This window comes from Lactiplantibacillus garii (assembly GCF_003885105.1).
Lineage (GTDB): Bacteria > Bacillota > Bacilli > Lactobacillales > Lactobacillaceae > Lactiplantibacillus > Lactiplantibacillus garii.
Window position 1 is genome coordinate 1 of sequence record NZ_QWZQ01000022.1, and the last position, 15,311, is coordinate 15,311.

The 15,311-nt window shown below is 48.6% G+C and carries 11 protein-coding genes and 1 rRNA gene; all 12 read right to left on the minus strand.

Going from position 1 to position 15,311, the window contains the following annotated elements; translation table 11 throughout:
- Positions 1-117 (minus strand): 16S ribosomal RNA (locus D1831_RS07710); the annotation flags it as partial.
- Between the two features lie 596 nt (positions 118-713).
- A complete protein-coding gene (lysS, locus tag D1831_RS07715; protein WP_125072356.1) occupies positions 714-2,213 on the minus strand; it encodes a lysine--tRNA ligase in 1,500 nt (499 codons plus the stop codon).
- A 101-nt stretch (positions 2,214-2,314) separates the two neighbouring features.
- Positions 2,315-3,328 carry a tRNA dihydrouridine synthase DusB gene (gene dusB / locus D1831_RS07720; protein ID WP_125072357.1) on the minus strand — a complete coding sequence of 338 codons (1,014 nt, stop codon included), beginning with the start codon at positions 3,326-3,328 and terminating at the stop codon, positions 2,315-2,317.
- Between the two features lie 2 nt (positions 3,329-3,330).
- Positions 3,331-4,218 (minus strand): Hsp33 family molecular chaperone HslO, encoded by an 888-nt coding sequence (gene hslO / locus D1831_RS07725; protein WP_125072358.1) that lies wholly within the window; start codon positions 4,216-4,218, stop codon positions 3,331-3,333.
- Positions 4,219-4,311: 93 nt separating this feature from the next.
- A complete protein-coding gene (ftsH, locus tag D1831_RS07730) occupies positions 4,312-6,540 on the minus strand; it encodes an ATP-dependent zinc metalloprotease FtsH (RefSeq protein ID WP_125072359.1) in 2,229 nt (742 codons plus the stop codon).
- A 100-nt stretch (positions 6,541-6,640) separates the two neighbouring features.
- On the minus strand, positions 6,641-7,180 hold the full coding sequence (hpt, locus tag D1831_RS07735) for a hypoxanthine phosphoribosyltransferase (RefSeq protein ID WP_125072360.1): 540 nt from the start codon (positions 7,178-7,180) through the stop codon (positions 6,641-6,643).
- Between the two features lie 19 nt (positions 7,181-7,199).
- Entirely contained in the window at positions 7,200-8,552 is a 1,353-nt protein-coding gene (tilS, locus tag D1831_RS07740; protein WP_125072361.1) for a tRNA lysidine(34) synthetase TilS, read from the minus strand.
- Positions 8,553-8,667: 115 nt separating this feature from the next.
- Complete coding sequence (locus D1831_RS07745; RefSeq protein ID WP_125072362.1) at positions 8,668-9,213, minus strand: S1 domain-containing RNA-binding protein; 546 nt, start codon at positions 9,211-9,213, stop codon at positions 8,668-8,670.
- Positions 9,214-9,337: 124 nt separating this feature from the next.
- Positions 9,338-9,736, minus strand: a complete 399-nt coding sequence (locus D1831_RS07750) for an FtsB family cell division protein (RefSeq protein ID WP_125072363.1) — start codon at positions 9,734-9,736, stop codon at positions 9,338-9,340.
- A 121-nt stretch (positions 9,737-9,857) separates the two neighbouring features.
- Entirely contained in the window at positions 9,858-10,139 is a 282-nt protein-coding gene (locus tag D1831_RS07755; protein ID WP_318531883.1) for an RNA-binding S4 domain-containing protein, read from the minus strand.
- Positions 10,140-10,141: 2 nt separating this feature from the next.
- On the minus strand, positions 10,142-11,746 hold the full coding sequence (locus D1831_RS07760; protein WP_125072365.1) for a putative polysaccharide biosynthesis protein: 1,605 nt from the start codon (positions 11,744-11,746) through the stop codon (positions 10,142-10,144).
- Positions 11,747-11,765: 19 nt separating this feature from the next.
- Complete coding sequence (mfd, locus tag D1831_RS07765) at positions 11,766-15,302, minus strand: transcription-repair coupling factor (protein ID WP_125072366.1); 3,537 nt, start codon at positions 15,300-15,302, stop codon at positions 11,766-11,768.
- Positions 15,303-15,311 lie beyond the last annotated feature (9 nt).

The following is a 15,311-nucleotide window of genomic DNA, read 5'->3' on the forward strand; positions in this document are numbered from 1 at the left end:
ACTCACTCAAATGTATTTCATGATGCAAGCACCAATCAATACCAGAGTTCGTTCGACTTGCATGTATTAGGCACGCCGCCAGCGTTCGTCCTGAGCCAGGATCAAACTCTCAAATTAATGATGAGTTTTAAAGCTCATTTAATGTTGTACTAAAATTTATTTGCTAGCGAATTGACTTCGCAAATGTTTCGCTCTTGAATCAAGTTCAAGAGACCCTACACATTTGATTCGTCGAAACTTTGTTCAGTTTTCAAAGGTCTAATTCGTTAAGTTGATTACCTCAACGCAACTTAATCATCATACCAAGTCATCAATAACTTGTCAACAACTTTTTATAAATGATTTTTGCTGAAGCTAAGCGGTAAACCGCTTTGTGCGCCTCAACAACGTATACTAATTTACCAATTATCCCCCACAATTGCAAGCCCCAAATTTTAAATTTAACCAGTAATTATTGTCATATTAAATCCCCTAATTTTACAATGTACGGATATCTAAAACGTTATTGGTCTATTTTTATTTGAAATTGGTATTTAAGGGACTCATCATTCGGATTTGCTTAATTTTAATCAGATAATCAAAAACAATGTTCGTCCTATGCAAACAGATGATTTTTTCAAAAATAATCTGTTTCACTCCATAAATTCGCTATCCATACAAAAAAACGACTTAAAAATCGGCAACTGCCAACTTTTAAGTCGTTCAAAAATTAATTACTTATCTTCTTCTGGACGCATCGTTGGGAACAATAAAACGTCACGAATTGAGTCCGCGTCGGTCATTAACATAACCAAGCGGTCAATCCCGACACCCAAACCACCAGTAGGCGGCATCCCGTATTCGAGGGCTTCGACGAAGTCTTCGTCAATGTGTTCCGCTTCGTCGTTACCTTCAGTCCGTTCAGCGGCCTGAGCTTCAAACCGTTGCCGTTGATCAATCGGATCGTTCAGTTCACTAAAGGCGTTTGCGTATTCGTTACCTAAGATAAACAGTTCAAACCGGTCCGTAAAACGAGGGTCCTTTTCGTTCTTTTTAGCCAATGGTGAAATTTCTACCGGGTGACCGTAAACGAAAGTCGGTTCGTTTAACGTATCTTCAACGAATTCTTCAAAGAAGGCGTTGATGATGTGACCAACTTTCCAGTACTTTTCGTACTTCACGTGGTGTTCATCCGCCAATTTACGGGCATCTTCCAGTGACATTGGTTGCCAGAAGTCGATTCCAGTCTTTTCCTTAATGGCGTCCACCATGTGAATCCGGTGGAACGGCTGGTTAAAGTCCACTTTTTGATCGTGGTACGTTACGATACCGTCGTCAGTTACGGCGTCGGCAGCGGCCTTGAAAATGCCTTCCGTTTCGTCCATCACGTCGTGGAAATCATAGTACGCCACGTAAGTTTCCATCATCGTAAATTCAGGGTTATGTTCACGGTCCATCCCTTCATTACGGAAAACCCGACCAATTTCATAAACCTTTTCCATCCCACCAACAATCAACCGTTTGAGGTGTAATTCCAGTGCGATCCGCAAGTATAAGTCAATGTTTAACGCGTTGTGGTGCGTGATAAACGGACGGGCCGCCGCACCACCAGCCTGGTTATGCAACATCGGAGTTTCCACTTCGGTAAAACCTTGACCATCCAAGTGGTGCCGAATTGCCGAAATAATCTTGGTCCGTTTCAAGAAACGGTTAAAGCTATCCCGGTTAGAAATCAGGTCTAAGTAACGTTGGCGGTAAATCTGTTCCACATTTTGTAATCCGTGGAACTTATCTGGCAGTGGCCGTAACGCCTTTGATAAGAACGTTAATCTGGTAACTTTGATCGTCAATTCACCAAAGTCCGTCTTAAAGACTTCCCCGGTAATCCCTAAAAAGTCACCAATGTCGGAACGTTTGAAAATGTGGTACGTGTCTTCCCCGACCACGTCTTTCCGGATATATAATTGCATTTTACCGGAACGGTCCCAAATGTCCGCAAAACCAACCTTACCTTTACCACGTTTGGCCTGCATCCGACCCGCAATGGTTGCTGTTACGTGCTTTGCGTCTAAGTCGTCTTTGTCCATGTCCCCGTATTTATCATGCAAGTCCTGGGCTAAATCTGTTCGTTCAAACCGGTGACCAAAGGGATCAATGCCCTCTTCACGCAGTTCATTCATCTTGTCGCGACGAACCTTAAGTTGGTCGTTCATCGTCTGTTCTTGTCGTGCCACTAGTGTTCCTCCATTTCTAGTTAGCGTACAGTTTACCTGTACCTAAACAATCACTACATGTTAATTTTCACAGTCAAGTTGCAAAAATGCAAGTGAATTCTTCACTTTACCGCGTGAGTTGCCAAATAAGTTGCCGTCCGCTCGGAAAACTCCCGCAAAATCGTCTGCATCTCCGCGAACGACTGGGCCTCCATTAACGCAACCTTGGTCCGGGCCGAACGGGGAATTCCTTTTAAATAGTACGGTGCCTGTTCACGAAATTCGTGACAGCCTCCCCGTTCACCCTTTAAGGTTACCAATCGTTGCAGGTGTTCCTGCGCCGTCTGCATTTTTTCCGCCGGACTAGGAGCAGCCAGTAATTCACCGGTCGCCAAATAGTGCGCCGTTTGTCGTAGCATCCACGGATTACCCTCAACAGCCCGGCCAATCATCACGGCGTCGGCACCCACTTTGGTCAGCATTTTTTCGGCATCCTGGGGAGTCTGAACGTCACCGTTCCCCATAAACGGAATCGTCAAGCTATCCGCGACGCGCTTCAACACGTCCCAATCCGCATGACCACGATACATTTGTTTCCGGGTCCGGCCATGCATAGCCAACGCTGCCGCTCCCGCCCGTTCGGCTGCCCGGGCGTTTTCCACCGCGTAGACGTGCTGGTCATCCCAACCAGTCCGCATCTTGACCGTCACCGGCTTAGCCACCGAAGCCGTTACCGCCGCAACCATTTCGTACACTTTACCGGGGTCTAACAGCCACTTAGCACCAGCGTCGGTTTTAACCACCTTGTTGACCGGACACCCCATATTAATGTCAATGATGTCGGCCGTCGTGTGCTGGTCCACGAACTGTGCCGCCTTAACCAGGGTCTCCTTAGAGCCGCCAAAAATTTGGATACTCATCGGGTGCTCCTTGGGATCAACGAACATCATGTCGAGCGTTTTCTGATTGTTATACATGATTCCCCGGTCCGAAATCATTTCACACACGACCAGGCCCGCACCAAAATCTTTACAGATCACCCGAAAGGCGGCGTTCGTCACTCCCGCCATCGGGGCAACAACTAACCGGTTGGGGATAGTGACGTCCCCAATCTGCCACGGACCGTTACCGACCATAATTAATCCTTCCCCTTAGAACGGGACAACACGGCCTCTAATTCAGCTTCACTAAAGTGATACTGGTTACCACAGAAGTGACAGACCGCGGTGGCACCGTGATCCTGATCGATCATGTCACGGACTTCGTGTTTTGGCAACGCCATTAAGGCTTCCGCAAACCGTTCCTTCGAGCAGTCGCATTCAAACTTAACGGGCATCGTATCAAGTACCTTGACGTCCCCATCAAACAACTGGTTTAGGATGTCTTCCGGTGTTTTACCTTCCCGCAAAAGCTGTGAAACTAACGGCATGTCCTTTAACTTAGCTTCCAGCGTATCGATTGCCTCGTCAGTCGCGTTTGGTAACACCTGAACAAGGAACCCACCGGCCACACCAATCGTATTATCGTCGTTCACAAAAACCGACAATCCGACTGCCGACGGGATTTGCTCCGACTGGGCTAGATAGTAAGTAAAGTCTTCACCCAATTCACCCGAAACAAGTTGCACGGTTCCGGTAAACGGATCACCGACCCCCTGATCCTTTGTCACGGATAAAAAGCCGTCGGTCCCAACGGCCCCCTTCACGTCAATCTTATGCTTAGCGTTCAGCGGCAAGTGTACGTGGGGGTGTTGCAGGTAACCCTTGACCGTTCCGTTAGCATTACCGTCGATCACAATGCCACCCACCGGGCCGTTTCCGTTAATTTTAACGGTCATTCGTTCTTCACCCTTTAACACCGAAGAAGCTAGTAGCAGCGTTCCGACCAAGCTACGACCGAGTGCTGCCGAAGCAGCGCTCCACGTATCGTGGCGGCGCTGGGCTTCCCTTACAATTTCAGTTGCGCTAACGGCGTAGGCCCGAAACATTTCGTTCCCGGCCACACTCTTTACTAAATAATCTGCCATTTAAATACTCCTATCTCACATTTAATATTCTGCAATATCATACCGCATAAAAAGAGCCGAGACAAAGTCCCGGCTCTTTTACAGCTTGATTTATTAAGCTTGACTATTGTGATTTGAATCATCGGACTTTGGAGCGGCACTTTCAGCACCGTCTTCACCCGGTAAACCAGTCTCGTGATCGTCAACGGTTGAATCCGCAGATTCCGCCGAATCAGATGCTTCAGAACCAGCTTGTGATTCACTTGGGAAGGTTGGCTGCTCAGCGGCACTGCTTTCAGCAGGTGCTTCTGAGGCCACTTCACCCTTATCAGTCGCTTCGCTGGATTGGATCGTCGCCTGCTTTTCGGCTTCACGACGTTCCAATTCGCGTTTGGATTCTTCAAAGGTAGCGGCTTTTTCACTAGGGAATTGGCTTGCACTATCCTTTTCAGGCATCTTACCAGTCTTAAACAGACTAAGAATTTGCTTTTCATCCAAAGTTTCGTACTTCAAGAGGGCTTCCGCAATCACCTTATGCTGTTCACGGTGCGACTGAATGATATCGGTAGCCGTCTGGTGAGCTTCTTCCGCTAACCGGCGAACTTCGTCATCAATCAACTGTGCCGTGTGTTGTGAAAAGGCGTTTGCACCCATCCCTTGTTGGTAAGCAGCTTGCTGGTTGGCGTTTTCCAACTCAACCGGTCCGAGTTTTTCACTCATCCCGTATTGGGTGACCATGGCCCGGGCAATTTGCGTTGCCTGTTCAAAGTCATTGGAAGCACCGGATGATTGGGCGTCAAAGATAATTTCTTCGGCGGCCCGGCCACCCATTAAACCAGCCATCTGTTCCTTGGCATCGCGTTTTGACATTAGCATTTGGTCTTCACGCGGTAACATGATGGCGTAACCGCCAGCACGGCCCCGTGGCACGATCGTAACTTTATGCACGACCCGCGCATCGTTTAAGACCAACCCAACAATCGTATGTCCAGCTTCGTGGTAGGCGACGGTTTCCCGTTCCTGCTTGCTGACCACCCGGTCGTGTTTAGCCGGCCCGGCGATAACCCGGTCTTCGGCTTCATCTAAGTCGGACGCGTCGACTTGCTTCTTATTACGACGAGCAGCAAGTAACGCCGCTTCGTTCAATAAGTTTTCAAGATCGGCACCCACGAACCCTGGCGTTTGCTTAGCAATTTCTTTCAAATCAACATCGGCAGCCAACGGTTTGTTCTTAGCATGGACTTTCAAAATGGCTTCACGGCCCTTAACGTCCGGACGGCCCACTAAGATCTTCCGGTCAAAACGACCTGGACGTAGCAAAGCAGGGTCCAAAACATCGGAACGGTTAGTAGCAGCCATGACGATAACGCCTTCGTTACCCGTGAACCCATCCATTTCAACCAATAATTGGTTCAAAGTTTGTTCACGTTCGTCGTGGCCACCGCCCATGCCGTTACCACGTTGCCGCCCAACGGCATCAATTTCATCAATAAAGATGATTGATGGTGCGTTCTTCTTGGCTTGATCAAACAAGTCCCGAACCCGGCTAGCACCAACCCCGACGAACATTTCGACGAAATCGGAACCAGAAATCGAGAAGAACGGCACGCCGGCTTCACCGGCAACCGCTTTGGCAAGCAACGTCTTACCAGTACCCGGAGGCCCCTCGAGTAATACCCCCGATGGGATCCGGGCGCCCAGTGACACGAACTTACGCGGATCTTTCAAGAATTCGACGACTTCGACCAATTCTTGTTTTTCTTCTTCTTCACCGGCAACGTCGGAGAAACGAACTTTGTTTTGTTTACTATCGGCTGGTTTAGCCTTGGTCTTACCAAAGTTCATGACCCGGTTGTTACCGCCGCCTTGTCCGGCTTGTCCCATCATCATGTAGAACAGGAATACAAACAGGATCAATGGCGCGATATACATTAACAGCGTGACCCAGATTCCGCTAGACTCTTCGGCCTTGGCCGTTAAGTTAACGTTGTGTTTTGCCGCCAACTTGGAAACTTGATCAACCGTTGAATTATTTTCCAACATCGTTGTTGAAAACGACGTGGTCTTCGTTGAAGCACTCTTAATCCCTAACGCGTTAGCGGAAGAAGTTGATTGTGCCTTACGGTATGAACCCGTTACCTTGTAGACGCCACCACTAGGCTGGATACTAACGTTCTTAACGTTATCCTTGTCTAATTGTTTGACAAATTCGCTATAGCGAATATTTTGGGTCTGTGAGCTGGAATTTCCACCAAAGAAGAAGTAGATAATCCCCATCAAGCTTAAGAAGATCAAAATATAAAATAAGCTATTACGAAAGAGTCCATTGCGTCGATTGTTCATATGTGCCTCCTTCATCGAAACTTTTATATACTGTTTAAAAGCACGGTACTATTCTTCGATAGTCTAAATAATAGCACATTTGACTATCATTGACCAATTATTAATGCTCGTAAATTTTGGGCTTCAAAATTCCGACGTACGGTAGGTTACGGTAACGTTCCGCGTAATCCAAACCGTACCCCACCACGAACTCATTTGGTACTTCAAAACCAATGTAATCAGCCTTAATATCCACGAGGCGCCCCGCTGGTTTATCCAACAGTGTGCAGACCTTAACGGAGTTGACGTCCCGGCGTTTTAATAAGTCTACTAAAAACTTCAGCGTCCGACCCGTATCAATAATATCCTCAATCACTAACACGTCCCGGCCAGTCACGTCCGCATCCAGGTCCTTAGTTAACTGAACCTCACCACTTGAAATGGTCTCATTCCCATAACTAGATAGGTTAATGAAATCAAGATCCGCGTAAATATCCATTTCCCGGATAATATCCGTAGTGAATAAGACGGCACCCTTGAGTACACAAATAATTAATGGGTTCTTGCCAGCATAAGCGGTCGTTAGTTCTTTTCCAAGTTTCTGTGCAACCTGATGGATTTCCTCGCGACTATAAAGTACTCGTTCAATGTCGTTGTTCATCGTTTCAGATGTACTCCTTTCAACTCCCATGTTTTAAGGCTAAAAATACTGTTTGCGTGCCAAAATCGTGGTCACGATAAGTAAATTTATGACCAACGACCCACAAGACCTGTTCGTGAGCATTCACCAACACCCGTACCCGTGACCGCTGCTCAGCCGGTAATTTTTGATCAATCAGGACCCGGCGAACACTTTGGTGACCACCCCCACGCAACGTGAGTTGATCACCCGCTCGCCACGGCCGCCAGTACAACGGCCAGTCTTGCTCGACCAACCGTAAGGGCTGCCCAGCGGCAACGGTCGGGTGTGAAAAAAGACCCGCGGTTTGAGTCGCAGTAATTTTCTGCCATTGGTTTAAGTCTACCATAATTTTTTCACCGGGCATTAACTTTTTAACCCTTTTTTTATGCGGACGAACGTCAATGATATCAACCTGTTTCACTAAATCAACGGTACCGTTGACTGGTAGTGTTCCGGTCGGGTGGTTGGTATTTTGCAACCAGTGCATTACCGGACGCAGCTTCTCCTCGCTAAACAGCTCGTGCGTACGCTGATGAAGCCAGGCGCGTAGTAGTGGTAACTGCCACGCTGCCGGCACCCGTTGCAAAGCCGCTAAATTGACGGTTTCCGTCTCCGTGACCACGTGCGGTAACAAGTACGCGACCATCTCACTTTTGGCCGTTAACAACTGCCGCAACTGTTGCTGGTACCCCGCCACGTGCGTCAAAAATTCAGGGTTGACCGTCGTTAACTCGGGGACGACCCGTTGACGAATCCGGTTACGGGTAAACTGGACGTCCTGATTAGTGACATCCTCGTAAAATTGAATTTCCTGCGCGGCGGCGTACGCCCGAATTGTTTGCTTCGACCACGTTAACAATGGTCGAATCAGCTGACCACCAGCAAACGGTCGTTGTGGAGCAATGCCCGTTAACTGCGCAACGTCACCCCCTCGGGCTAACTTCATCAAATAAGTTTCCGCCTGATCGTTGGCGTGGTGTGCCGTCAACACAGCTACCGCGCCCGTCGTGGCCATGACTTGTTCAAAAAAGTGGTACCGAAATGCACGGCCCGCCGCCTCCACTCCGGTTTGGGGGTGTGATTGAACCGGCCAATCCGTAACCTGTAACGTTAAGTGGTGTTCAGCACAGTACCGAGTCAAAAAAGCGGCTTCCCGCTGACTCTGCCGGCGTAAATGATGATTAACGTGAGCCACAATGATGCGGGGACGTTGACGTACCGGCAGCCGTTGTAGCAAAGTCAGCAACACCATCGAATCAACCCCGGTCGAAACGGCGACGACCACCGTTTTAGTCGGGTACAGTAGTCGCGATTGCGCCAGTTGCCGATTAAATTGTTGAACTGGGGTCACATTCTCACCTTCCCGTAACAAGTTAAAAAAAGACGGACGTGACCCGTTTGCGTCACGTCCGTACTTAATTACATTTAAACTAAATTAATGGCAAGTAACACTTCAAGTACGTGTTTTAGCTACGCCGACCGCCCCGGCCGCCACGTTTACCTTCAGTATTGCGTTTCAACGTTGCCAGACGGTCTTCACTTTCCTTTAAGAAGCCGGACATTAATGAATCAAAGTCCTCTTTTTTATTTTCATGTTGCCGTGATTGGTAGCGGCCACCGCCGTTACCTCCCCGCGAATGAAAATTATTTGGCCGTTCACGGTGATTACCGTTGCTTTGGTGTTCGTTACGATCGGAGCGACCGTGATTATTACCTTGGTGGTTACCACCCTGATGGGAATTACGATGGTCACCATGGCCGTGTTCACCCTGTGGGTGGTCGACCGCTTTGCGAATTGACAAACCAATCTTACCATCGTTACCAACGGATAATACTTTGACAGTCACTTCGTCGCCCACACTCAAAACATCGTGGATATCCTTAACAAAGCCATCGGAAACTTCACTGATATGAACCAGCCCCGTTTGATTATTACCCAGGTTCACGAACGCACCAAAGTTGGTGATCCCGGATACCTTACCAGTGACTTTCGTACCTACTTCAATTGCCATAAAAAAAGTTGTTCCTCCTATGAAATAATGGTTTTAGTATAGCATACTTTGTGAAATATCGAGTTAAACATTTTAACTCGCAACAAAAAGTGGTCTACCCGTTAAAAGCAGACCGCAACCCCGACTAATTAGCGGTTACATCGGCTGCATTATCATTTGGTAAGCTATAAACCGTTTCGCCGCTCTTCGTGTAATCGTACTTTGACCGCAATAATTTTTGTAAATAATCTTTATTATTGAGTTGTTTGATTTGCGTTTCTAGCTGGCCATTTTTTTGTTGGGCCCGTTTCAACTTGACCTGACTGGTCGCCACTTCACGGTTCACTTGGTGCAAACTCACGCGCGTATTGATCAGTTGATAGCCAAAGAGTAACATTAACGCGCCAAATACCGCGACAATCAAAACAAACCGCCGACGTCGAACCTGAGCGACCCGCTGCTTTTGACCCTGATAGTCGCTGGCAACTTGACGCGAATAATCGTTATCTAACTGTTTGATTTTGCTGCGTGAACCGTTCGTCATGCTGGTGCAGTCCTTTCAAATTGGGTTGCCTAAATTATAACAACTTCAACCGGCGGTGTAAACGACATCATTTCGATTAAACCAATGTTTGGGGCCATATCAATCAACCAAAGCATCCCCATTAATCACTAAACGGTTGCCGATAATCCGTTTTATAATCTTCGCTCACGATGTCATACATGAGTTCGGCATCGTTTTTCTTGGTCGTTTCAATCAACTGGGTCACCTTGACCGTTAACGTTTTATTGCCAAAACCGATAATTAACTCATCGTCAACGTTCACGTTGCTTGATGATTTGGCAACTTTGCCGTTGATTTGAATCCGCCCCTTATCCGCAATTTCTTTAGCGACGGAACGCCGCTTAATAATCCGTGAAACTTTTAAAAACTTATCTAAACGCATACTCATGAATGATGTTCCTTTCCTTTTGCAACGGCTTTGATCAAGCGTTTGCCGTATGGTAGCACTAGCCACTCCCGAATCGAGAATAGTCGAACAACCACCGCACCACCAACGAAGACAATGATGCCGATGACCACGCCAACGAGCGTGATGATCCCGGCAATGCCCCGGTTATTTGCCATGGCGGGACCGACGAGCGCTTGAATCTCATGGCTGCTGATCAGTACGACGATGCCCATCGCGGCGCTAATCGCTAACAGCTTGATCACGTAGCCGCTTTCTAATAAAACTTGTTGTAGATCATCCGGCGAACCCAACCACATAATGCCAAACATCACGGCTAAACTTAACGCCGTCACGAGACTGGCGCCGTTGATTCCGTAACGTACGACTAAGGTGTAGTTAAGGGCCAATTTAGTTACCAGGCCGGCCACGATTCCAATAATCATCGCGGTGTACTGGTTCAAACTTTGTAACACACTGGTATAGGTTGTGATCAGCGCTGCGAAAATAATGCTCAAAACGTAAATTCGGAGCGCGGTCGTGCCTTCTAACGAGCCAAACAACAACCGGTTAATTTGGGGCATTAGTACGATTAAGCCGACCGTTGCCGCCATTGAAAGGGCTAAACTCACGTGCACCATGGCCTGGGTGTGCCGTTTAAATTCAATGAATTGCCGCTTGGCTAACGCGTTGGTTAGCGCTGGTAACAGGGTGGCTGAAAACGACGTGGCTACTACTAACCCTAGTTGTACTAAGGGCTGGCCCCGGTCAAAGACCCCTTTGAGTGACTTGGCAATTTCCGGTAACTGGCCCTGAGCAACCAACCCTTTCATGACGGAGAACGAGTCAATCAGTTGCAACAAAATGACGACCGCTGCAACGAGGCACAGGGTCCCCCCCTCAACGATGAACCGTTTCGTGAGTTTCCGGTAACTTGGCAGCGGACGGGTCGCAGTGGGCGCGGGCGCTAATAAGTGCTTAAGCCCGAAACCGGTAAAGACGAGTGACGAACAGATGGCAGCAAAGGCGGCCGAGCTCATCGCCCAGGTTCCCATGTGATAATCATCCCACCCACGGTGAATACTAAAGTAGGCGGCCATAATAATAACCCCGACCCGCACGACTTGTTCAATCAATTGGGACACCGCGGTGGGGCCCATCAAGAACTGTCCCTGATAGTAACCCCGCCCGGTTGCCAACCACGGCATAAAAATGAACATCCACGCAACCGAACTGACGATTGGTGCGAGCCGAACGTCACCCATCCGAATGGCGATCCAGTTTGCGCCCAGTTGCAACCCCAGAAAAATGACTAATGATAAGCCACTTAAAATGTGGAAGGCCCGCCTGGTCACCAACGACTTGCTGGTTTCGTCCGGTTGTTCAGCGACTAATTTTGAAATGAAGTTGGGAAAGCCGTTTAACGCGAAGGTCATCCCGATACCATAAATCGGGTAGATTTGCTGATAAACGTAAAACCCGGTATTTCCCACCATGTTTTGTAACGGAATCCGGTATACCGCGCTCAAGATTTTCGCCACGAGTGACGAAATCGATAAAATGAGGGCACCCCGGAACATGGTGTTCAGGTGTTCCTTTGGCATAACAAATCCCTTCTACCGATCACTTGACCGGTGCACTGGCCGAATCATCCGCGGGGGTTAAAATCGCACCTAACTGCTGGACGAACTGGGTCAGCTGCTCCAGCCATTCTTTAGTTTGCATTTTCGGCTGGATCACTAATTTAACCTTCATTTTATCATCATCGATTCCGACTGTCGCTCGTAATTTCGTTTTTGCAAGAGCTTTAAAGATATCTTTAGTATCTAGTTTGGCAGTTCCCTGTTTAGACAGCGTCAAGTGCAGATCACTGTCGGCCCGCTGAATTTTCTCGATCAAGGCGTCATCAGCCAACATCTTCAACCGTCCGACGGCTAGTAAACTGGCAACTTCGTCAGGATAATCACCGAACCGGTCCATCAAGTCGTCCTGGACTTCCATGTACTGGTCATTATTTTCCAACTGGCGAATTCGTTTATAAATTTCGATCTTTTGCCGTTCGTCTTCAATGTAACTGGTTGGCAGGTAGGCTTCGATACCCAACTCAATGGTTGCATCGGTCTTGACTTTCGCCTGTTGTCCCCGCTTCTTAGCGACGGCTTCCGACAACATTTGAGTATATAAATCGTACCCAACGGAATCAATGAATCCGTGCTGCTGCTTACCTAAGAGGTTCCCGGCTCCCCGAATCGAAAGGTCGCGCATCGCGATCTTAAAGCCGGACCCGAGTTCGGTAAAGTCCTTAATGGCTTGCAGGCGTTTTTCACCCACTTCGGTTAAAACCTTATTCTGCTGATAAGTAAAGTAGGCGTACGCGACCCGACTACTGCGCCCGATTCGGCCCCGCAACTGGTAAAGTTGTGACAAGCCCATTCGATCGGCGTTTTCTACGAATAAAGTGTTGACGTTCGGAATGTCGACCCCCGTTTCAATAATGGTCGTCGTGACCAGCACGTCGTACTCACCGCGAATGAAGTCGTAAAGAATCCCCTCCAACTGCGATTCGGGCATCTGACCGTCGATGTGTGCCACCGCAGCTTCGGGTACCAAGTCTTTGATCTGCGCGACGACCTTGTCAATATCGTGTACCCGGTTATGCAAGTAAAAGACCTGCCCGTTACGTTGCATTTCCCGCTCGATACCTTCCTTGATTACGCCGTAATTTTGCTCCATGACGTAGGTCTGAATGGGGTAACGGTTAGTCGGTGGGGTCTCAATGACCGACAAGTCCCGCACACCCAGCATTGACATGTGCAGGGTCCGCGGAATCGGTGTCGCCGTTAATGTCAACACGTCAACACTCGCCTTTAACGCCTTGAGCCGTTCCTTATGCTTGACCCCAAACCGTTGTTCCTCATCAATGATCAGCAGGCCTAAGTCGGCAAAGTCGACGTCCTTTGAGAGTAACCGGTGGGTCCCAACGACAATGTCCAACTCGCCGTCCTTTAGTTGCTGGACCGTCTCCTTCATTTCTTTGGGCGTCCGGAACCGTGACAACATGCCAACGTTGACCGGATAACCTTCAAAGCGGTTCAGCATGGTTTCGTAGTGTTGTTGCGCCAGAATGGTCGTTGGCACCAAAAACGCCACCTGTTTACCAGCTTCAATCGCTTTAAAAGCTGCCCGGAGCGCCACTTCGGTTTTCCCGTAACCCACGTCACCGACCAATAGCCGGTCCATCGGCTTAGGCCGTTCCATGTCGTGCTTGATTTCATTGATACTCCGCAGTTGGTCCGGCGTCTCCGCGTACGGAAATTCGTTATCAAAATCATCTTGATAGCTATCGTCTGGTGGGAAAGCATAGCCCTTTTCGGCTTCCCGCTTCGCGTAGAGCTCCACGAGTTCATCCGCAATATCTTCAATCTTAGCCGCGACCTTGCGTTTGGCCTTCGTCCACTCAGTTCCCCCCAACTTATTGATATGGGGTGTTTTAGATTCCGAAGAAACGTACTTCTGAACCAGGTTTAACTGGGTCACCGGGATAAAAATCTTCGCGTTATTCTGATAGGCAATCGTAATGTAGTCCTGGTGGACCCCATCGACTTCCAGCGTTTGCATCCCGACGTACTTCCCAATCCCGTGATTAACGTGGACCACGAAGTCCCCGGGTTTTAAGTCGGTATAGCTTTTCAGCCGTTCCGCGTTGGCCAAGGTCTGGCGACGGGGCCGCTTTTTAGTGACCTTCTTGAACATTTCCTGTTCGGTGATCACCACTAAGTGCCCGTCTGGAAATTCAAACCCATTTTGCAGGCTGCCTTCCACGATTTGGACGACACCCGGCTGAAGGTTTTCCGCCTTTGTCATGACGGCTTGAATTTCAAAATCATCCAGCGTGTTGCTGACCTTGGTTAACCGCTCCGCTTCCGAAACCATTAGCACCACGGTTTGCTTTAATTTATGCCACCGGTCCAGTTCCGTTTTTAGCGTCGGAAGTTGGCCAAAGAACTCCTGCATCGGCCGTGTCCGGACGTTGGTCACCTGCGCTAACTTTACGTTACCAATTCCCTTTTGAAATAGTGAAATCAGCACCTGGGCGTGTTGGTCGTCACGCAGCAAGTCTCGCATCTCATTCCCGTAAGTTGCCGTGGACAGGACCCGGTGGTGCGCCAGCTGATCCGTTACCCAGTCGGCTTCTTGACTCAGCAACTGTTGCTCACTGTCCAAAATTCGGGAATATTCGTCAAAAATCACGACACCGTCAGGGGCCACGTAATCAAAGAGACTCGTTTTACGGTCGTATAAATAATCACCATATAATAGTAAATCACTGCCAATTAAGCCCTTTTCCATATCGGCTAAGGGTTGAGCCAAGTTATCCGCTAATTCTTGACGTTCCGCGGGTTTTAACTGCTTACTTTCCGTTGCCATCGCGGCTTTTAAGCGTTTGGCTCCGGTTTGAAGCATGGCGGTCGTTAAAATAAAATCAGTGGCCGGCAACACCGTATAATCATCCAAGTTTTCCACCGACCGTTGCGTCGCCGGATCAAAGTACTTTAACGTATCGATCTCGGTATCAAATAAATCGAGCCGCAACGGGTAATCCGCATCCAGGGGATAAATATCAACAATTGACCCCCGCACCGCGAAATCACCGGGACGCGCAACTAACTGTTCTTTAACGTAGCCCATGTCGTGTAACTGGTGTTGGAGCTTTTCAAGATCGAGGTCGCCACCCACTTTTAGCGGTAGAGTCGCCGCTTTAAATTGTTCAACCGGTGGTAAGAACCGCCGGGCCCCCGAGACCGAGGTCACCACAATGGCCGGGGTATCCCGCAGTAACGCGTTGACCGCCCGTACTCGTTGCGCTCGGTATTCGGGAGAACTGGTTGCAATTTCCGACGCCATCATTTCTTCGGCGGGGAATAAAAAGACCTGGTCGTCATCCAACAGACCGCTCAAATCGTCGACCATTTGACTCGCATGAAAGAGGTTGTCCGTCACGATCAATAAAGAATGCGTCAATTGATGAAATAACGCGCTTAAATAAACCGTACGTGCAGAACCGTTTAAGCCGGTAATGAGCTGACGACTCTTCGGGCTAATGCCCGCTAAAATTGTTTGAAAGTCGGGCGTTTGCTCAACAATCGCTTCGATATCCATGTGACTTCC

Bases quoted from the DNA above. Each gene is read 5' to 3' on its own strand.
- D1831_RS07745 (WP_125072362.1), bottom strand. From the start codon at position 9,213: ATGGCAATTGAAGTAGGTACGAAAGTCACTGGTAAGGTATCCGGGATC.
- dusB (WP_125072357.1), bottom strand. From the start codon at position 3,328: ATGGTCGGTAACGGTCCGTGGCAGATTGGGGACGTCACTATCCCCAAC.
- D1831_RS07750 (WP_125072363.1), bottom strand. From the start codon at position 9,736: ATGACGAACGGTTCACGCAGCAAAATCAAACAGTTAGATAACGATTAT.
- D1831_RS07760 (WP_125072365.1), bottom strand. From the start codon at position 11,746: ATGCCAAAGGAACACCTGAACACCATGTTCCGGGGTGCCCTCATTTTA.
- hpt (WP_125072360.1), bottom strand. From the start codon at position 7,180: ATGAACAACGACATTGAACGAGTACTTTATAGTCGCGAGGAAATCCAT.
- D1831_RS07755 (WP_318531883.1), bottom strand. From the start codon at position 10,139: ATGCGTTTAGATAAGTTTTTAAAAGTTTCACGGATTATTAAGCGGCGT.
- hslO (WP_125072358.1), bottom strand. From the start codon at position 4,218: ATGGCAGATTATTTAGTAAAGAGTGTGGCCGGGAACGAAATGTTTCGG.
- mfd (WP_125072366.1), bottom strand. From the start codon at position 15,302: ATGGATATCGAAGCGATTGTTGAGCAAACGCCCGACTTTCAAACAATT.
- ftsH (WP_125072359.1), bottom strand. From the start codon at position 6,540: ATGAACAATCGACGCAATGGACTCTTTCGTAATAGCTTATTTTATATT.